The organism is Arthrobacter zhaoxinii, from assembly GCF_025244925.1.
GTDB classification, from domain to species: Bacteria; Actinomycetota; Actinomycetes; order Actinomycetales; family Micrococcaceae; genus Arthrobacter_B; species Arthrobacter_B zhaoxinii.
In genome coordinates this window covers 1,176,338-1,195,271 of sequence record NZ_CP104275.1, presented here as the reverse complement: position 1 = coordinate 1,195,271, position 18,934 = coordinate 1,176,338, and the positions used below count along the sequence as shown (strand labels likewise).

The following is an 18,934-nucleotide window of genomic DNA, read 5'->3' as shown; positions in this document are numbered from 1 at the left end:
CTGTTGGGTTATTCCAGTAGTAATACTGTCACTTCTGCGCCTGCCTCGAGGCGCTCGGTGCCCACGGGCACGGGAATCAGGGCATTGGAGGCGGCCAGCGCGTGGAGCAGGTGGGACCCCGGTCCGCCCACGGGTTCCACCGTTCCGGCGGTGTACCGCCCCCGGCGTACCTGGTGTTTGCCGGCGGGACTGCCCAGCGGCGCGGTCAGGCGGGCCTGCACCTCGGTCCGGGGCCGCGGTGCCCCGGTGACCGCAGTCAGTGCCGGGCGGAGGAACATCTCGAAGGACACCAGCGAGCTGACGGGATTGCCGGGGAACCCGAGGAACGGGACGCCCTCCACCGTGCCGATGCCCTGCGGCCCGCCCGGCTGCATGGCTACGGACAGGAACGCGACATCGGCGGCCGCGAGACCCTGGCGCACCACCTCGTAGGCGCCCTTGCTGATGCCGCCGGAGCTCAGGACCAGGTCCGGGGCGTCCGCGGCGATGTCGGCGCGGAGCCGGGCGGTGAATTCCTGCGGCGAGTCGGCCAGGATCCGGGACCGGAGCACCTGCGCCCCCGCCTCCTCCAGCGAACTGCGGAGCAGGGTGGTGTTCGCATCGTGGATCTGGCCCGGTCCCAGCGGCCGGCCCGGTTCCACGACCTCGTCTCCGGTGGTCAGCAGCAGCACCCGCGGCCGGGCCCGGACGGTGACGCGGTCCAGGCCGAGGGCGGCCAGCAGGCCCAGCTGCAGCGGACCCAGCACGGAGCCTGCGGGGAGGGCGGGGGCGCCGGCGGAAATGTCGCTGCCCGCCCTGCGGACAAACTGCCCCGACGGGGTTTCCGCAGGGACCTCCACGGTGCTTCCGGTGCCGTCGGCGGGAAGGAAGCCGGCGGGAACGAAGTAGTCCGGGGTGCAGGCTTCGATCGGTACGACGGCGTCGGCCCCCTCGGGCAGCATGGCCCCCGTCATCACGGGCGCGGCTGTTCCGGGAAGCAGCGGCGGCGGTGCCGAACCGGCGGGAATCGGCGCGGCTGCGGCCAGCCGGACCGAACCGGGGATGCCGTCCGGCCGGCTCCCGGCAGCGAGGTCGGCGGTGCGCACCGCGTAGCCGTCCATCTGCGAGTTGGTGAAGGGCGGCAGGTTCCCCGGCGCCCGGACGTCGGCCGCGAGGAGCCGTCCGGCAGCCTCGCCAAGCGCAATGCTCTCGTGGGCGGGCGGATGCGCCAGGAACCAGGTCCGCAGGAGGTCTTCGACGGCTTCACGGTGCGCCGCCACCTCCCGCCGTCCGGCGGCAGGACCAGGCGCAGCTGCCGATGCCGGGACACTCTGCGGTGCCGGAGATGCGGACATGTTCCTCCTTGGGACGTGGACGGGCGGGGGCAGGCGGAAGAAGGACCTCAGCGCGCCGTCACCCGAATTCTATGCAGTCCGGTGGCTCCGTCGGGAAGCACCGGCCGTTTTTCTTCCGCTTGCCGAACACCGTTGGCGTCTACCGCCCGGACGGTGATGTTGTGCTCCCCCGGTGCCAGGTCCACCGAAATGCGGTACTGCCGCCAGGTGTCCGCCGAGATGCCGGGAGCCAGTTCCGCGTCCTGCCAGCCGCCGTCGTCCACGCGCACCTGAACGGCGCTGATGCCGGTGTGCTGCGCCCACGCCGTCCCGGCCACCGTGACGGTTCCTGCCGTCACCGGTGACCTTCCGGGCACGTCGATGCGTGAGGAGAGCTTGATCGGGCCGCGCTCGCCCCACCCCCGGTCCGTCCAGTAGGCGGTCTCGTCCGCGAACCGGGTGACCCGCAGCTCGGTGACCCACTTGGTCGCGGAAACGTAGCCGTACAGTCCGGGCACCACCAGCCGGACAGGGAATCCGTGTTCCAGGGGCAGCGGTTCCCCGTTCATCCCCACGGCCAGCAGCGAATCGCGGTCATCGGTGAGCGCCTCCAGGGGTGTGGAGGCGCTCCAGCCGTCCCGGCTCGTGGAAAGCACCATGTCCGCGCCGGGCCGGACACCGGCCCGGGCCAGCAGTTCCCGCACGGGCAGGCCCAGCCAGCGGGCGTTGCCGATCAGGTCCCCGCCCACCTCATTGGAAACGCAGGCGAGCGTGACGTAGCTTTCCTGCAGCGGCGCTGCGAGCAGCTCGGCGTAGCTCAGCTCCACCTCACGCTCCACCATGCCGGTGACCCGCAGCCGCCAGTCCGCCGGATCGATCAGCGGCACGCTGAGGGCGGTGTCGATCCGGTAAAAATCCGCGGCGGGGGTCACCAGCGGCGCCAGCCCGTCGACGGCGAGCCCGGCACCGGCCGGCAGTGCCGCAGCCGGGCGGGCCGGCACGGGAAGGCGCACCGTCTCCCGCAGGGCAGTGACGCCAACCTGCCCGCCGCGGGCTATGCCGGCGAGGGCGGCACCGAGCAGGGCCACCGCCGCTCCCCCGCCCACGGAGGTTATTACCGTGCGCCGGCGCACTGCGGCGTCGTCGTCCGTCTGCGCCGCAGCCAGGTTCCGGACCCGCGCGGTGAGCGCACGCAGGACCAGGACGGCGATCACGGCGGCCGCCACCGGCGGCAGGACGGCCAGCACCGAGAACTGCTGGCGGGAGAGGACCGCTGCGAGGCCGGCTGCCCCGAAGAGTCCCAGGACAGCGGCTCCGGCCGGCGGGCGGCGCAGTTCCAGAACCCCGGCGGCCACCGCAGCCAGGCCAATGACCAGTCCCATGCCGACCAGCAGTGCGGCTTTGTCGGCCGTGCCGAAGAGGGCGATGGCGGCATCCTTGACCGGACCCGGAACCGCGTCGATGACTACCGAGCCGACTCCGGACACCGGGGAAAGCGACGGGCTGACGATGGCGGCAAGCAGCTCGCCGGCAGCCACGCCCAGTCCGGCGGCGACCAGCCCTGCGGCAGCGGCCCACCGCCGGTTCGGGCGCGGGGGTCCGCCGGCGGACCGGCGGCGGGTCGGGTCCTGGCTGCTCATCGCGGCAGCAGCCGTCCGGTGGCGATCCGGGCCAGCAGCAGGACCATCAGGTACAGGGCAATAAGCAGCAGGCAGATGCCCAGGGCTGCCTGGGGCTGGTTGGAGTTCAGGCTCAGCTCGATCTGCAACGGCAGGGTCCTGGTGCTTCCCTCGATGCTGCCGGCAAACGTGATGGTGGCTCCGTACTCGCCCAGCGAACGGGCGAAGGCCAGCAGGGTCCCGGCGACAATGCCGGGAAGCGCCAGCGGCAGGGTGATGTGGCGCAGGATCGCGGTGGGACCGGCGCCGGAGGTGGCAGCGGCCATCTCCAGGTCACGGTCCACCGCGGACAGGCTGTTCAGCGACGCGACCACGAAGAACGGCAGGGAGACAAATACCTGGACAATAACGACGGCGGCGGGTGAGTACCCCACGTCCACGCCCACGGCACCCAGCAGCTTCCCGGCAATCCCCTCCCGGCCCCAGAAGTACAGCAGGGCGATGCCGGAGACCACCGGCGAGAGCACCAGCGGGATCAGCAGGATGCCGCGCATCAGCTGGATCCAGGGACCCTCAAGCTTGCTGAGCAGCACGGCCAGCGGGAGCCCCAGCAGGACACAGAGCAGCGTAGACCCGGCGGAGGTGGCGAGGGAGAGTCCCAGCGCCGTTCGGGCGCTGTCCGTTCCCAGCAGTTCCGGCAGCGAGGTCCAGGGGACGTTGAGCAGCAGGGCGGCAACCGGCCCGGCGCACAGGAGCAGGGCAAGTCCGGCCGGTATCCACAGCCAGCCGGGGGTGGTGGCACGCGCTTCCCGGCTCATCGCGGACGGGCTTCCGGGGGCTGCGGCCCGGAGGGTTTCGGACGTCCTACGGGGCATCGGTGCTCCCCGGGGTGCTGCCTGGGGCGGGGTCCGTGGCTTCCGGGGTGCTGCCGGGATCCGCCGGTCCGAACCCGGCCTCCGCGAGGATGGCTGCCGCTTCGGGACCCGTGAGCCACTCATAGAATGCTGCTGCCTCCGCGCGGCCGGCTCCCTGCTGGGTCAGTGCTGCCGGATACCGGTTCGGTTCGGGATCCTCCAGCGGCAGGTAGGTTACGCCGGCCTGTGCGGCGGCCAGGGCATCGGTCCGGTAGACAAACCCCGCGTCAGCCTGGCCGCTGGAAACCTTGGTCAGCACCGAGCGGGCGCTGTCCTCCAGGCTCGGTGCCGGAACGGACAGGCCCGCCGCCTTCAGCACCCGCTCCGTCGCGCGGCCGCACGGGACAGAGGGCGCGCACAGGGCGGCCCGGACGCCGTCGGCCGCAACATTGCGTAACACTGTGATCCCGGCCGGGTTGCCCGCGGCCAGGGCCAGCACGAGGGGGTTGCTAGCCAGCACCGTCTCACGGTCCAGCCCGTTCCGCAGGGGTTCCAGCGCCTCGAGGTCGGCGGTAATCACCACGTCTGCTTCCGCCCCGGACTCCAACTGCGCCACGAGCTGGCTGCTGGAGCCCACGTTGACGCGCAGCCGCCCGCCGCCGTCGTACGCCGCATCGAGGTTTTCCACCACGTCCGTGAGTGAGGAAGCTGCAAAGACCGTAATCCCGGCCCCGCCTCCGTTCGCGGTACCGGCGGGCCCGGGGGACGTGCAGGCGGCCGCGGAAGCAGTGAGAATCATCACTGCACACGCTGCCAGGGCCCGGGGAGCCCGGTGGACAAAGCGCATTTATAGAGCCTAACTGTGAAAGGGCGTAACCTCGAGGGATGGGAACTCAGCTGGGAATGCCTGTAATCAGCCCTTCCCCCAGTACATCAGACATCAGCGCCCACCAAGCGCCGGTGGGAAGCAGCACTTCAACCGCTCCCCTGCCCCCTCCCGCGTCTGCGCTTGCGCTCACGCCGGCGGACGGCCTGCTGGACCGGTACGGCCGGAAGGCCACCGACATGCGGCTTTCCCTCACGGACAAATGCAATCTGCGCTGCACCTACTGCATGCCCGCGGAAGGCCTCGACTGGCTGGCGCGGGACAAGGTGCTCGCCCGGGACGAAATCGTCCGCCTGGTCCGCCTTGGCGTGGACCGGTTGGGCGTGCGCGAACTACGGCTGACCGGCGGTGAGCCGCTGGTGCGTGCGGACCTGGTGGAGATCGTGGCGGGCATCCGTGCGAATCACCCGGACCTGCCCATTTCGCTGACCACCAACGGCCTCGGCCTGGACAAGAAGGCCCAGGCGCTGAAGGACGCGGGGCTGACCCGGATCAACGTGTCTATGGATTCCCTGCATCCGGACACCTTCGCCCAGCTCACCCGCCGCCCGTTCCTGGACCGGGTGCTGCGCGGCATCGAGGAAGCCGCCCGCGTGGGCCTGGGCCTGGTAAAGATCAACGCCGTGCTGATGCGCGGCATCAACGACGCCGAGGCCCCTGACCTGCTGGAGTGGGCGGTCAGCCGCGGCTTCGAACTGCGGTTCATCGAGCAGATGCCGCTGGACGCCGACCATGGCTGGACCCGGGACGGGATGATCACTGCCCTGGAAATGCGGACACTGCTGGAACGGGACTTCGTGCTGACGCCGGATCCCCGGGAGCGCGGCGGCGCCCCGGCCCAGCGGTGGGAGGTGCGCCGGAACGCCGATCCGGCAACGGTGGTCGGAACGGTGGGCATCATTGCCTCCGTCACCGAGCCGTTCTGCGCCGAATGCGTCCGCACCCGGATCACGGCGGAAGGAAAGGTGCGCAGCTGCCTCTTCTCCCACGAGGAAACCGATCTCCGGGACCTGCTGCGCAGCGGAGTGGATGACGACGCCGTCGTCCGCCGCTGGCAGGAAGCCATGTGGGGCAAGCCCAAGGCCCACGGCATGGGCCACACCGGGCTCGGCGACGCCGACTATGTCCAGCCCGACCGAACCATGAGCGCGATAGGCGGCTAAGTGCTGATCCGATACTTCGGCGCTGCGAAGGCAGCAGCCGGCATAGAAGAAGAACACCTGGACGAGGGGCCGCTGACGCTGGCTGAACTGACGGAGAAACTGTCCGTGCGGTATCCCTCCCCCGCTACCGGGGCCCCGGCCCTGGCCACGGTGATTGCGCGCAGCACGTTCCTGGTCAACGAAACCGCTGCCCGGAATCCGGACCTGCTGCTGCAGCGGGACGACGTCGTGGATATCCTGCCGCCGTTCGCCGGCGGGTAAAGCCCGGCGGGTAAAGCCCGCAGTAACCGCAAAGGCACACCGGGGACGAGATCCGTCCCGGGTGTGCCTTTGCGGTTAAGGGTTAGAAGCCCAGTTCGGCGGCCGACTCGAACGGGCCCACCACGGTGATGGTGCGGGGTGCCGCAGCAAGTTCCGCAGCCAGTTCCTGCACCTGTTCGGCGGTGACGGAATGGATCCGCCGCAGGGACTCGTCGATGTCGATGAACTCGCCGCTGACCAGTTCGGCACGGCCCAGGCGGGACATCCGGGAACCGGAGTCCTCCAGCCCGAGCACCATGCCGCCGGAGATCTGGCCCAGGGCCTTGGCCAACTCGGCCGGCTCCACGCCGTCCGCGGCCAGGCGCTCGAGTTCGCTGCCGAGCAGGTCGATGACCTGACGGGTCTTGGCCGGCGAGCAGCCCGCGTACATACCGAAGTAGCCGGCGTCGGCGTACGACGCCGAGAACGAGTAGGTGGAATAGACCAGGCCGCGCTTCTCGCGGATCTCCTGGAACAGGCGGGAGGACATGCCACCGCCGAGGATGGTGTTCAGCACGCTCATCGCGAAGCGGCGGTCATCCGTGGCGGTCAGCGAGGGGCAGCCCATCACGATGTTGGCCTGCTCCACGGGACGGTTGATGACCTGTACGCCGGCGGTACCGGAAATCACGGCCGGGGCGGTCTCGCGCCGCGGTGCGGGCGTTGCTTCCGGGTCCAGCGTCCAGCCGGCGGCCTCCAGTGCCTGCAGCACCAGTGCGCAGACTTCCTCGTGGTCCAGTCCCCCGGCGGCGGTGACCACCAGCTCTTCAGGCCGGTAGTAGCGCCGGTAGTGGTCGAGGACCGCTTCGCGGGACACGCTGCGGATGGCGTCGGGGGTGCCGCCGATGGGACGGCCGAGGGCGTGGTCCCCGAGGACCGCCTCGGAAAACTTTTCGTGGCAGAGATCGGCCGGATCGTCATTGTCCATGGCGATCTCTTCCAGGATGACGTCGCGTTCCTGTTCCAGTTCCTCCGGGTCCAGGACGGCGGACGTCACCATGTCGGTGATGACGTCGATGGCCATCGGCAGATCGGTGTCCAGCACCCGTGCGTAGTAGCAGGTGCTTTCCTTGGCGGTGGCCGCGTTGGACTCACCGCCCACCTCGTCAAATGCCGAGGCAATATCCAGCGCCGAGCGGCGGCTGGTGCCCTTGAACAGCAGGTGCTCAAGGAAGTGTGTGGAGCCGTGCCGGCCCGCGGCTTCATCCCGCGAGCCGACACCAACCCAGAATCCGATGGCCGTGCTGCGCTGGCCGGGCATTTCCTCCGTCAGGACCCGGACGCCGCCGGGCAATACCGAACGGCGCACGACGGCGCCTCCCGGAGTGCCGACAACGAGGGTCGGGTCGGAGGACAAGGTGGTCAGCGGAAGCTGGACAACCGTCCCGTGCCCCTTCGGTGAGGAAGGGGACACGGGACGGTTTCCATCGGAGTTTTCCGGCATTTACTCTGCAGACTCGGTTTCTGCTGCTTCTTCGCCTTCGGCGTCTTCAGCAACCACCGGGGAGAGCGAAAGCTTTCCACGGTCATCGATCTTGGTGATTTCGACCTGGACCTTCTGGCCTACGGAGACGACGTCGTCGACGTTGTCTACGCGCTTGCCGCCGGCGAGCTTACGCAGCTCGGAGATGTGCAGCAGGCCGTCCTTGCCCGGGGTCAGGGAGACAAAGGCACCGAAGGTGGTGGTCTTGACTACCGTACCGAGGTAACGCTCGCCGATCTCGGGGACCTGCGGGTTGGCGATCGCGTTGATCGCCGAGCGGGCAGCCTCGGCGGAGCCGCCGTCGGTTGCGCCGATGAGGACGGTGCCGTCATCTTCGATGGAGATGTCAGCGCCGGTGTCCTCCTGGATCTGGTTGATCATCTTGCCCTTCGGGCCGATGACCTCGCCGATCTTGTCCACGGGGATCTTGACCGAGATGATGCGCGGCGCGAACTCGGAGAGCTCGTCCGGTGCGTCGATCGCGGCCTGCATCACGTCGAGGATGTGGAGGCGGGCTTCGCGGGCCTGCTTCAGTGCTGCTGCCAGCACGGAGGCGGGGATACCGTCGAGCTTGGTGTCCAGCTGGATGGCCGTGACGAACTCGGAGGTACCGGCAACCTTGAAGTCCATGTCGCCGAAGGCATCTTCGGCGCCGAGGATATCGGTCAGGGCTGCGTAGCGGGTTTCGCCGTCAACCTGGTCGGAGACCAGGCCCATGGCGATGCCTGCCACCGGAGCGCGCAGCGGCACACCGGCATTGAGCATGGACAGCGTCGAGGCGCAGACCGAACCCATGGAGGTGGAGCCGTTGGAGCTCAGGGCTTCGGAGACCTGGCGGATGGCGTACGGGAATTCTTCACGCGTGGGCAGCACCGGCATCAGTGCGCGCTCGGCAAGGGCACCGTGGCCGATTTCGCGGCGCTTGGGCGAACCCACGCGGCCGGTCTCACCGGTGGAGTACGGCGGGAAGTTGTAGTTGTGCATGTAGCGCTTGCGCGTTACCGGCGACAGCGAGTCGATCTGCTGTTCCATCTTCAGCATGTTCAGCGTGGTGACACCCATGATCTGGGTTTCGCCGCGCTCGAAGATGGCCGAACCGTGCACGCGGGGCAGAACCTCTACCTCGGCGGTGAGCTGGCGGATGTCCGTCAGGCCGCGGCCGTCGATGCGGACCTGCTCCTTGAGGATGCGCTGGCGCACAACCTGCTTGGTGACGGAACGGAAAGCAGCGGAGACTTCGCCTTCGCGGCCTTCGAACTTCTCGGCCAGTGCGGCCTTGACTTCGTTCTTCAGCTCGTCGGCAGCAGCGTCGCGCTCCTGCTTGTCGGCGATCGAGAAGACCTTGGCCAGCTTCTCGCCGGCTGCGGCTTCAACGGCCTCGTACACGTCGTCCTGGTAGTCCAGGAAGATCGGGAACTCGACGGTGGGCTTGGCGGCGCGGGCAGCCAGGTCCGACTGGGCGTCGCACAGAACCTTGATGAACGGCTTCGCCGCTTCCAGGCCTTCTGCAACAACCTCTTCGGTCGGGGCGGTGGCGCCCTCTTCCTTGATGAGGGTCCAGGCGTTGTCCGTGGCTTCGGCTTCCACCATCATGATGGCGACGTCGTCACCGGCAATGCGGCCGGCTACCACCATGGAGAACACGGCGCGCTCGAGCTCGGAGTGCTTCGGGAAGGCAACCCACTGGCCGTCGACCAGGGCAACGCGGACGCCGCCGATCGGGCCGGAGAACGGCAGGCCGCTCAGCTGGGTGGACATGGAGGAAGCGTTGATCGCAACAACGTCGTAAAGGACGTCGGGGTTGATCGCCAGGATGGTGACCACGATCTGAACCTCGTTGCGCAGGCCCTTCACGAAGGCGGGGCGCAGCGGGCGGTCCATCAGGCGGCAGGCCAGGATGGCCTCGGTGGACGGGCGGCCTTCGCGGCGGAAGAACGAGCCCGGGATGCGGCCGGCAGCGTACATACGCTCCTCGACGTCCACGGTCAGCGGGAAGAAGTCGAAGCCTTCGCGCGGGGACTTGCCGGCCGAGGTGGCCGAGAGCAGTGCGGTGTCTTCGTCAATGTAGACCATCGCGGAGCCGGCTGCCTGCTGGGCGAGGCGGCCGGTTTCGAACCGGATGACGCGCTTGCCGTATTTGCCGTTGTCAATAACGGCTTCTGAGAACTGAATTTCGGGACCCTCCATATGAGAGTCACCTCCGTTTCTTCTGTGGGCGGAGGCACCCAGCACCGTTCGAACTTCTTGCCGTGCGGCACGGGCCGCACGTTCAACACCCGGTCTTCGATCGAGGTCCTCGGGCAGAATCTCCCGGAGACCACTACCGAGGACCGCGAATGCTGCGATGCTGGCTGACTCCTGTGATGTGTGCTTCTTTACTGCATTACTTCTTTACTACCTTCGCAGGTCCCCTGGAGCGGAGACCCGAATCAGACAGGTGCGCTTCCGGCTTTCCCGGTGTCCATGCCTGCCTGCGCAAAAGGCGGCTCCCCGTGCAGTGCACAGGTGCCGCCTTCCACAAAGACTATCGACGCAGGCCGAGGCGCTCGATGAGCGCACGGTAGCGGGCGATGTCGGTCTCGCGCAGGTAGGTCAGCATGCGACGACGGCGACCAACCATGGCCATCAGGCCGCGGCGGGTGTGGTGGTCGTGCTTGTGGGTCTTCAGGTGCTCGGTCAGGTCGAGGATGCGCCGTGAAAGCACAGCAACCTGAACCTCGGGGGAACCGGTGTCCCCTTCAGCCCGAGCGAATTCCCGAATGATCTCCTGCTTGACGGCGGGATCGAGTGCCAATGTAACTCCTAGAGTTGTGCCGTGAGGCCCGAGTCAGCACTTCGCTGCCGGGAATCTTTCTGCTCCTGGGGCGAACCCCTGGGGCACAGGCCCCGGAACATAAAGAAATTCAGCCGCCACGGACCGCAGCCGAATTTGAATCCAGTTTACCTGCCCGTGCCGCTTTCTGTCGAAAGGACCTCGCGGGTGCGTTCGACGTCGAGCCGCATCTGCTCAACCAGGGCTTCCGGTCCGGTGTAGGCGATCATGCCGCGCAGCCGGTCCACGAACTCCACGATCACGTGCTGGCCGTAGAGATTGAAGTCCCCGATTTCCTCGTCGGGACGGTCGATCACGTGCGCCTCCACCTGCCGGCTCACTCCCTCGAAGGTCGGGTTGGAGCCCACCGACACGGCGGCCGGCCATCGGGTCCCGGTTTGGTCCACCAGCCAGCCGGCGTAGATGCCGTCGGCGGGAATGAGGCCGGAGGACTCGGGGGCGAGGTTGGCGGTGGGGAACCCCAGCTGCCGTCCGCGTGCGGCGCCGTGCACCACTTCACCGCGCATCCGGTGGGTGCGTCCCAGCAGGCGGGCGGCGGTGCGGACATCGCCCTCGCGGAGGGCCTCGCGGATCCAGGTGGACGAACACCGGCGTCCGGAGGCCGGGCCGTCGGGAAGGGCACCGAAGTCCTCCACGGCCTCGACGGCGAAGCCCAGTTCCCGGCCGAGTTCGCGCATGGTGTCCAGGTCCCCTGCGTTGCCCTTGCCGAAGCGGACGTCGTGGCCGATGACGACGGTCCGGGCGTGCAGTGCCTCCACCAGGACCCGCCGGACAAATTCCTCTGCGGTCAGGGAGGCCAGGTCCAGGGTGTAATGCATCATGAGCAGGCCGTCCAGCCCGGTGTCCGCCAGGGCCTGTACGCGGTCCTTGGCGCCCATGATCAGTTCGGGTGCGCTTTCGGGCCGGTGCACCTGCGCCGGGTGGGGGTCGAAGGAGATGGCCACGGCGGCCGCGTCCTGGGCCCGCGCCACTTTCACCAGCCGGTTGAGCACATGCTGGTGTCCCAGGTGCACTCCGTCGAAGTTGCCGATGGTGATTACTGTCGGACCGATATCGGCAGGAATCTCCGCCAGGTCATTCCAGTAGTACACACAGGCTCCTTAACAGCATTTTCAGTGCCGGTCGATCGGCTGATCCAGGCTCCCGGGCTGCTTCCGCCGCGCCGGGACCTATCCATTATGTCCGATCAGCGGCGCTTACCGGGAACCGCCCGCAATCCCGGGATCACCGGCACCGCCGCCTGCCTGCTGGCTGAACTCGCGGCGCATGTCAGAAGTCTTGGCGATGAACCGGTGCCAGACCAGCAGCGCCGGCGGGAAGGCGAGTTCAACGATCATCAGCACAATGAAGGTGAAGTGCGGGGTTCCGGAGAACGCCCAGGAGAGCACCCTGCCGATCCCGCCCAGGAACACCATCAGGCAGACAAGCCACAGCATGTTTGCCCACTGGAACTTCACGGCGATCGCCACGAACGCGGCACCCACGCCCACCATCATGGCGGCGAAGAACCGGTACTGGCTTTCCAGCGTGGGATTCACCTCTCCCCCGGAAACTTCCGGCAGGCCGGCCGTTCCGGTGATGAGGTTGTAGAGGCCGAAGCCTGCCACCAGGATGCCCACGCCGATGACGACGGCGCGGAAGACACCCCAGTCGTCGCTGCTCTTGAAGGGCTTGGCGGCCTTGGGCTGCCTGCCGGGCTTTGCCTGCTTGCGCCCGGACTGCCGTCCCGGCGTTGTCCGGGACGACCGGGCGTCAGGCGTCGAAGCGGCCGGCGACGGAGTTCCCCCGGTTCGCGGGGCGGAGGTTCCCGGCACGTCGCCGGAAGGGCTGTTCCGGTCTCCCGGTGTTGGCTCTGCGTTGCTCATGGTTCTCCCTTGACGGAGTGGGAACGGTAGTTGTTCCTGCCATCGTCTCACGCAGTTCCGCGAAACAGGTAAGCATACTTATTTCAGCGGCGCGCGTCTGCGCGGTGCCGGTAAAGCCACCACAGCCCGATGATCGGCAGGACCAGCGGGACATAGCCGTAGCCGCTGCCGAAGCCGGACCAGACCGTGTCGTCGGGCAGTGCGGCGGGGTCGATCAGGCCGAAGATTCCGACAGCCAGCACGCCGGCCATTTCCACGCCCACCGCCGCGACCGAGACCCGATACGCGGTGGCGCCGGACCGGGCCAGGCCGACGGTGGCCACGATGTAGACGACGGCTGCGAAGGCGGAAAGCAGGTAGGCAATCGGAGCATGGTCGAACTTGGTGAGGATCTGGAAGGCCGCCCGTGCCGTCGCTGCCAGCGCGAAGATGGCGTAGACCGCTACCAGCAGCCGGCCGGGACCTGCATTGCGCCCGGACGGCGGGGACACGGCTCCGGGGTCGTTGGAGTTGCTGCTGCGGTTCATAGAAGAGTTGCTCCGTCCCAGATCTGTTCCATCCGGAACAGCATGACAAATACGGTGATTCCCACGGCGGAAAGCACAATGTTGCTCCATCGGCTCCGGTCCATGAGGGACCACCAGACAGCGCCGACCGGAATGATCAGCGCCGTCAGCAGATAGCCCCAGAACTCCCACGCTGCTCCGGCGATGCCCTGGCCGCCGGCGAGGCGGAGCAGGGACGCTGCCCCGTAGACCAGCAGGAACAGTTCGACGGCGGCCGCGGACAGGATGGTGAGGTCGTTGGGTCCCTGCTTAAGTACCGCGGCGCCGATGCACAGCACCACGGAGACCAGGCAGACCAGGGAACCGACGAGGAACAGCGGGTCCACTGCCATTTAGGCTTTCTCGTTTCCGGGAGTAAAGACCAGCAGCGCCTTGGCCTGCCCGCCCTTCTCCTCCAGCAGGCCCACCACCCGGCCGTCCGGGTCCACGGCGGCCACCGGTCCGGGCTGTCCGTCGCCGGCGGCAGTGATCCGGCGGCCGTGCGAAAGATCCTCGGCCTCGGCGGCGGAGAGGCTGCGGACCGGGAACAGGTCTGCGGCGGCGTCGTCGAGGTCCAGGACCCGCAGGTCCTCGGCCAGCTCGTCCAGTGTGGAGGCCTGCTCCAGGCTGAACGGTCCCACGCAGGTGCGGCGCAGGGCGGTCAGGTGCCCGCCGACGCCCAGCGCGGCCCCGAGGTCACGGGCGAGGGCCCGGATGTAGGTGCCGGAGGAGCAGTCGACGGTGACGTCGACGTCGCGGACCTTGCCGCCGTTTTCCCGCCGGATGTCGTGGACCTCGAAGCGGGAGACGGTGACCGGCCGGGCGGGCAGGTTCACTTCTCCCCCGGCCCGGACCTTGGCGTAGGAACGTTCGCCGTTGACCTTGATCGCACTGACGCTGCTGGGAACCTGCTGGATGTCGCCGGTCAGGTCCGCCACCGCAGCGCGGATTTCGTCGTCCGTCACGGCGGCCGCAATGGTCTCGGATGTGACTTCGCCCTCGGCGTCGTCCGTGACGGTCGACTGGCCGAGCCGGATGGTGGCCTCGTAGGTCTTGGTGGTGCCGACAATGTAGGTCAGCAGGCGGGTTGCCTTGTTGATGCCCACCACCAGCACTCCGGTAGCCATCGGATCCAGGGTGCCTGCATGTCCGACCTTCCGGGTGCCCGCCAGCCTCCGCATGCGTCCGACCACATCGTGGCTCGTCCATCCCTGCGGCTTGTCCACAATAATCAGTCCTGAACGGACCTGCCCTGAATTCACGCCTTTCAGTATATGTTGCGGGGCGAGGCGCCGGAGCCGCACCCCGGGTGTCCGGTGGTGGCATAGCATTCGGATATGGCACAGCTCTCACCCCACGTCCGGAACGTCCCGGCCAACCAGATCCGTGAAATCACCCAGGCGGCGTGGGCCACGCCGGATGCCGTTGTCCTGAGCATCGGCGAACCGGGGTTCCCCACCCCGCCCCATATTCTTGAGGCGGCGCGGGCCACGCTGGACCGGGATGAAACCGGCTACACCCCCAACGCCGGCATCGCTCCCCTGCGCGCTGCGTTTGCACGGCATGCCGGGGCAGCGTCCGGAATGGACATATCTCCCGAGCGGGTGTTCATCACGTCCGGGGCGCAGCAGGGTCTGCATCTGGCCCTGAGCCTGCTCCTGGATGCCGGTGACGAGGTCCTGGTGCCCAATCCGGGCTATCCGACGTTCGCGATGACCGCGAAGCTGCTGCACGCAGTGCCGGTGGAATACCCGCTCTACCCGGACAACGGATTCCAGCCGCGGATCGAAGACATCGAGGCGCTGCTGACGCCGCGCACCCGGGTACTGCTGCTCAATTCCCCCTCCAACCCGCTGGGTGCCGTGTTCAGCCGCGAACTCACCCGGTCGCTGGTGGAGCTGGCACGGCGGCATGACCTGTGGATCGTGTCGGACGAATGCTACGAGGCCTTCACCTTCGATGTGCCCCACGTCAGCCCCCTGACGTTCGACGGCGACGCCGGCGAACGCGTCATCACCTCCCTCACACTGTCCAAGACCTACGGGCTGACCGGCCTGCGCATCGGTGCACTGGTGATGCCGGCAGGACTGGAACAGGTGGCGAGCACGGTGATGGAGTCCATCGTGTCCTGCGTGGCGTCGCCGTCGCAGTATGCGGCGCTGGCTGCCCTGACCGGTCCGCAGGACTACGTGGCCAACGCTTCCGCCCATTACCGGGCTAACCGGGACGCTGCCTGCGCCGTCCTCGACGGGAAGGGAATCCCCTATCTTACGGCCCGGGGCGCCTTCTACCTTTGGGCGGACATGTCTTCCGTCACCGGAGGAAACGTCCGCGCCTGGACCAACAGGTTCCTCAAGGAGGAATCGGTGGCCGTGGCCCCGGGGACGGCGTTCGGCTCCATCGGTGAGGGCTGGATCCGGATTGCACTCTGCGGGGACCGGGCGGAGCTGCTGGAGGGCGTGCGCCGGCTGCCGCTCCCCGGGCATCCTGCCTAAGCGGACCGGGGCAGCAAAAAAGGAGCGGCTCCGCGGGGAGCCGCTCCTTTTTGAAAAGCGTCTGGAAACTACTTGGCGTCGGAGTTGACCGGTGCCTCGGAGTCAAGGTCTTCGTCGAAGTCCTCTTCATCCTTGCGGTACGGATCGGCGTCGCCGGCGTAGGTGGCGCCTTCCTTCAGCGCTGCCAGTTCGGCGTCGCGCTGTTTGGCTGCCCGGATCAGTTCCTCGAGGTGTCCGGCGTTGACCGGGATCTCGTCGGCAACGAATTCGAGCGTGGGCGTCAGGCGGACGGTGATGTTCTTGCCCACCTCGGCGCGCAGGATTCCGCGTGCGGACTCCAGGGCGGCCTTGGTATCTGCCTGCTGTTCCTCGTCGCCGAACACCGTGTAGTACAAAGTGGCGTGCTGCAGATCGTTGGTGACCCGCGCATCGGTGATGGTCACGAATCCCAGCCGGGGATCCTTGATCCGCCGCTCAAGCGCCTGGGCAACTACTACCTTGATACGGTCAGCGAGTTTCGCAGCGCGTGCTGGATCTGCCATTACCTCTCCTTACTAAGACTGGAAAACAAAGTACCCGCAGGCCGCCGGATCTCCCGGCGGCCTGCGGCCACGGATTAGACGCGCGGCTTCTCGCGCATCTCGAAGGTCTCGATGATGTCGCCCTGGTTGACGTCGTTGAACGAGCCCAGACCGATACCACACTCGAAGTCCGTGCGGACCTCGGTGGCGTCGTCCTTGAACCGCTTGAGCGACTCAACGGTGAGGTTGTCACCGATGACCTTGCCGTCGCGGGTGACCCGTGCCTTGGCGTTGCGCCGGATGACACCGGAGCGGACGATCGAGCCGGCGATGTTTCCGAACTTGGAGGAGCGGAAGACTTCGCGGACCTCGGCGGTGCCGAGCTGGACCTCTTCGTACTCGGGCTTGAGCATGCCCTTCAGTGCAAGCTCAATGTCATCAATTGCTGCGTAGATGACGGAGTAGAAGCGCATGTCGACGCCTTCGCGCTCTGCCAGGTCGGCAACGCGCTCAGCCGGCTTGACGTTGAAGCCGATGATGACGGCGTTGTCCACCGTCGCCAGGTTGACGTCGTTCTGCGTGATGGCACCGACGCCGCGGTGGATGACGCGCAGCTGCACGCCTTCGCCGACGTCGATCTTGAGCAGCGAGTCTTCCAGGGCTTCAACGGCACCGGAAACGTCACCCTTGAGGATGAGGTTAAGAGTGTCAACCTTGCCGTCGGCAACGGCCTGGTCGAAGTCCTCGAGGCTGATGCGCTTGCGGCGCTTGGCCAGGGCCGCGTTGCGGTCCGCAGCTTCACGCTTTTCAGCGATCTGGCGGGCGGTGCGCTCGTCGTCGGTGACGAAGAACGTGTCGCCGGCGCGGGGAACGTTGGACAGGCCGAGCACCTGGACCGGACGCGACGGTCCGGCTTCGGTGACGTTGTCGCCGTTCTCGTCGAACATGGCACGGACGCGGCCGTGGGCCGTTCCCGCCACGATCGTGTCGCCGACCTTCAGCGTGCCGGACTGGACCAGCACGGTGGCAACTGCACCGCGGCCCTTGTCCAGGTTGGCTTCGATCGCGATACCGCGGGCGTCCTTGTTCGGGTTGGCGCGCATGTCCAGGGCAGCGTCTGCGGTGAGCAGCACGGCCTCGAGCAGGGCGTCAATGTTGAGGTTCTGGCGGGCAGAGACCTCAACGAACATGGTGTCGCCACCGTATTCCTCGGGAACCAGTCCGTATTCGGTCAGCTGGCCGCGGACCTTCTCCGGGTTGGCGCCTTCCTTATCGATCTTGTTCACTGCCACCACGATCGGCACATTGGCTGCCTGTGCGTGGTTGAGTGCTTCCACCGTCTGCGGCATAACGCCGTCGTCGGCTGCAACAACCAGGACTGCAATGTCGGTGACCTTCGCACCACGGGCACGCATGGCGGTGAACGCCTCGTGGCCCGGAGTATCGATGAAGGTGACGGCCCGCTCGATGCCCTCGTGATCGAAGTCGATCTGGTAGGCACCGATGTGCTGGGTGATGCCGCCGTGCTCGCCCTCGACAACGTTCGAGTTACGGATGGCATCCAGCAGGCGGGTCTTACCGTGGTCAACGTGACCCATGACGGTGACTACCGGAGGACGTGCCTCGAGGTCGTCGTCGCCTTCGGCTTCAAGTTCTGCCTCGAAGTCGATGTCGAACGTGCTCAGCAGTTCACGCTCTTCGTCTTCCGGCGAGACAACCTGGATCTTGTAACCCAGTTCAGCGCCCAGGATGTCGAAGGTGCCTTCATCCAGGGACTGCGTGGCCGTTGCCATTTCACCGAGGTGGAACAGTACGGTCACCAGTGCTGCCGGGTTTGCCTCAATCTTGTCAGCGAAGTCCGTGATGGACGCGCCGCGGCGCAGACGGACAACAGTGTTGCCGTCGCCGCGGGGTACCGAAACGCCGCCCAGCGACGGAGCTGACATCTGCTCCAGTTCCTGCCGCTTTGCCCGCTTCGACTTGCGCTGCTTGCCGCGGCCTGCGCCGCCCTTGCCGAAGGCACCGGCAGTGCCGCCGCGTCCGCGGCCGCCCTTGCCGAAGCCGCCGCCGACAGGTGCGCCGCCGCCGCCGGTACCCGGGGCTCCGCCCGGTCCGCGGCGCGGTCCTGCTGCACCCGGACGTCCCGGAGCTGCCGGACGCTCGGTGCGGTTGGGCATCATGCCCGGTGTGGGGCGTGCGCCGCCGGCGCCTGCTCCTGCCGGACGGGGAGCACCGGGACGCGGTGCACCCGGACGGGGAGCACCGGGACGCGGTGCACCCGGACGCGGTGCGCCCGGACGGGGTCCACCGGCACCGGCTGCGGGACGGGGGCCTGCTGCACCCGGCGTACCGGAGCGTTCGGCCTCATCGCGGCGTCCACCCGGACGCGGCATGCCCTGCGAGGTAGCGAACGGGTTGTTGCCCGGACGCGGTGCGCCGGAGCCCCGTTCGCCTTCCCCGCGGCCGCGGGGACGCGGCATGCCCTGGGAAGTTGCGAAAGGATTGTTGCCCGGACGGGGGCCGCCGGCACCGGGGCGCGGAGCACCGGGACGGGGAGCCGAAGAAGCGGGTGCCTTGGCGGTGTCCGCCTCGGCTGCTGCCGGCTCCGCGGCCGGAGCCGGAGTTGCCGGTGCTTCCGGAGCGGGAGTTGCCGGAGCGGCTTCTGCGGGAGCGGCTTCTGCGGGAGCGGAAGGCGCCGGAGCTGCCTCAGCGGGAGCGGAAGGCGCCGGTGCGGCAGGCTGCGCGGGAGCTGCCGGGGCAGGCTTCGCTGAGCCGGGCTTGGGGGACGGTGCTGCCGGGCGGGACGCCGGAGCGTCGGCCTTGGCAGGGGCTGCCGGGGCGGCAGCCTTGTTTTCAGACGCCGGGAAGGCGCCTCGAAGCTTCTTGACTACCGGGGCCTCAATAGTTGATGAGGCGGAACGGACGAATTCGCCCAGTTCCTGCAGTTTTGCAACTGCATCCTTCGAGGTAATGCCGAGCTCTTTAGCAAGCTCGTGTACGCGGACCTTGGCCACATTTCTCCTGTCTCGGTCCGCACCGAGCCAGGTACGAACCGTC

The 18,934-nt window shown here is 67.8% G+C and carries 17 protein-coding genes; 3 read left to right on the top strand and 14 right to left on the bottom strand.

Annotation, left to right across the window (positions count from 1 at the left end; genetic code table 11):
- Window positions 1–8: 8 nt before the first annotated feature.
- Genes N2K95_RS05575 through modA form a run of 4 tightly spaced genes read right to left on the bottom strand, consistent with a single transcriptional unit; the run spans window position 9 to window position 4,633 of the window.
- Window positions 9–1,334: a molybdopterin molybdotransferase MoeA gene (locus N2K95_RS05575; protein WP_260653269.1), complete on the bottom strand. Its 1,326-nt coding sequence runs from the start codon at window positions 1,332–1,334 to the stop codon at window positions 9–11.
- 47 nt (window positions 1,335–1,381) lie between these two features.
- A complete protein-coding gene (locus tag N2K95_RS05570) occupies window positions 1,382–2,953 on the bottom strand; it encodes a molybdopterin-dependent oxidoreductase (RefSeq protein WP_260653268.1) in 1,572 nt (523 codons plus the stop codon).
- A complete protein-coding gene (locus N2K95_RS05565; protein WP_260653267.1) occupies window positions 2,950–3,807 on the bottom strand; it encodes a molybdate ABC transporter permease subunit in 858 nt (285 codons plus the stop codon). The genes N2K95_RS05570 and N2K95_RS05565 overlap by 4 nt, the downstream gene beginning before the upstream one ends.
- Window positions 3,797–4,633: a molybdate ABC transporter substrate-binding protein gene (modA, locus tag N2K95_RS05560; protein WP_260653266.1), complete on the bottom strand. Its 837-nt coding sequence runs from the start codon at window positions 4,631–4,633 to the stop codon at window positions 3,797–3,799. The genes N2K95_RS05565 and modA overlap by 11 nt, the downstream gene beginning before the upstream one ends.
- A gap of 38 nt (window positions 4,634–4,671) precedes the next feature.
- On the opposite strand from modA, the gene moaA reads away from it, so the two are divergent.
- Together moaA and N2K95_RS05550 are read left to right on the top strand one after the other, a co-directional pair.
- Entirely contained in the window at window positions 4,672–5,835 is a 1,164-nt protein-coding gene (gene moaA, locus N2K95_RS05555) for a GTP 3',8-cyclase MoaA (protein WP_407080120.1), read from the top strand.
- Window positions 5,836–6,096 (top strand): MoaD/ThiS family protein, encoded by a 261-nt coding sequence (locus N2K95_RS05550; protein WP_260653265.1) that lies wholly within the window; start codon window positions 5,836–5,838, stop codon window positions 6,094–6,096. It abuts the gene before it with no gap.
- A gap of 82 nt (window positions 6,097–6,178) precedes the next feature.
- On the opposite strand, the gene N2K95_RS05545 is transcribed toward N2K95_RS05550, so the two are convergent.
- The 8 genes from N2K95_RS05545 to truB all read right to left on the bottom strand — a co-directional run bounded on the left by N2K95_RS05545 (window position 6,179) and on the right by truB (window position 14,042).
- Window positions 6,179–7,579: a M16 family metallopeptidase gene (locus N2K95_RS05545; protein ID WP_407080119.1), complete on the bottom strand. Its 1,401-nt coding sequence runs from the start codon at window positions 7,577–7,579 to the stop codon at window positions 6,179–6,181.
- On the bottom strand, window positions 7,580–9,805 hold the full coding sequence (locus N2K95_RS05540) for a polyribonucleotide nucleotidyltransferase (protein WP_255793449.1): 2,226 nt from the start codon (window positions 9,803–9,805) through the stop codon (window positions 7,580–7,582). It lies immediately after the preceding gene.
- A gap of 337 nt (window positions 9,806–10,142) precedes the next feature.
- Complete coding sequence (gene rpsO, locus N2K95_RS05535; RefSeq protein WP_227904415.1) at window positions 10,143–10,412, bottom strand: 30S ribosomal protein S15; 270 nt, start codon at window positions 10,410–10,412, stop codon at window positions 10,143–10,145.
- A gap of 146 nt (window positions 10,413–10,558) precedes the next feature.
- A complete protein-coding gene (locus N2K95_RS05530) occupies window positions 10,559–11,542 on the bottom strand; it encodes a bifunctional riboflavin kinase/FAD synthetase (RefSeq protein WP_260653264.1) in 984 nt (327 codons plus the stop codon).
- Between the two features lie 105 nt (window positions 11,543–11,647).
- Window positions 11,648–12,316: a DUF4345 domain-containing protein gene (locus N2K95_RS05525; protein WP_255793447.1), complete on the bottom strand. Its 669-nt coding sequence runs from the start codon at window positions 12,314–12,316 to the stop codon at window positions 11,648–11,650.
- Between the two features lie 83 nt (window positions 12,317–12,399).
- The gene (locus N2K95_RS05520; protein ID WP_260653263.1) at window positions 12,400–12,843 is read right to left on the bottom strand and encodes a hypothetical protein; all 444 of its coding nucleotides are present in this window, start codon (window positions 12,841–12,843) and stop codon (window positions 12,400–12,402) included.
- Window positions 12,840–13,214 carry a hypothetical protein gene (locus tag N2K95_RS05515; protein WP_255793445.1) on the bottom strand — a complete coding sequence of 125 codons (375 nt, stop codon included), beginning with the start codon at window positions 13,212–13,214 and terminating at the stop codon, window positions 12,840–12,842. The genes N2K95_RS05520 and N2K95_RS05515 overlap by 4 nt, the downstream gene beginning before the upstream one ends.
- Entirely contained in the window at window positions 13,215–14,042 is an 828-nt protein-coding gene (gene truB, locus N2K95_RS05510; protein ID WP_260653736.1) for a tRNA pseudouridine(55) synthase TruB, read from the bottom strand.
- 156 nt (window positions 14,043–14,198) lie between these two features.
- Here truB and N2K95_RS05505 point away from each other — a divergent pair, with 156 nt between their 5' ends.
- Window positions 14,199–15,356, top strand: a complete 1,158-nt coding sequence (locus N2K95_RS05505) for a pyridoxal phosphate-dependent aminotransferase (RefSeq protein ID WP_260653262.1) — start codon at window positions 14,199–14,201, stop codon at window positions 15,354–15,356.
- Window positions 15,357–15,424: 68 nt separating this feature from the next.
- Here N2K95_RS05505 and rbfA read toward each other — a convergent pair whose 3' ends face one another.
- Window positions 15,425–15,898 (bottom strand): 30S ribosome-binding factor RbfA, encoded by a 474-nt coding sequence (gene rbfA, locus N2K95_RS05500; RefSeq protein WP_255793442.1) that lies wholly within the window; start codon window positions 15,896–15,898, stop codon window positions 15,425–15,427.
- A 74-nt stretch (window positions 15,899–15,972) separates the two neighbouring features.
- The gene (gene infB / locus N2K95_RS05495; protein WP_260653261.1) at window positions 15,973–18,891 is read right to left on the bottom strand and encodes a translation initiation factor IF-2; all 2,919 of its coding nucleotides are present in this window, start codon (window positions 18,889–18,891) and stop codon (window positions 15,973–15,975) included.
- Window positions 18,892–18,934 lie beyond the last annotated feature (43 nt).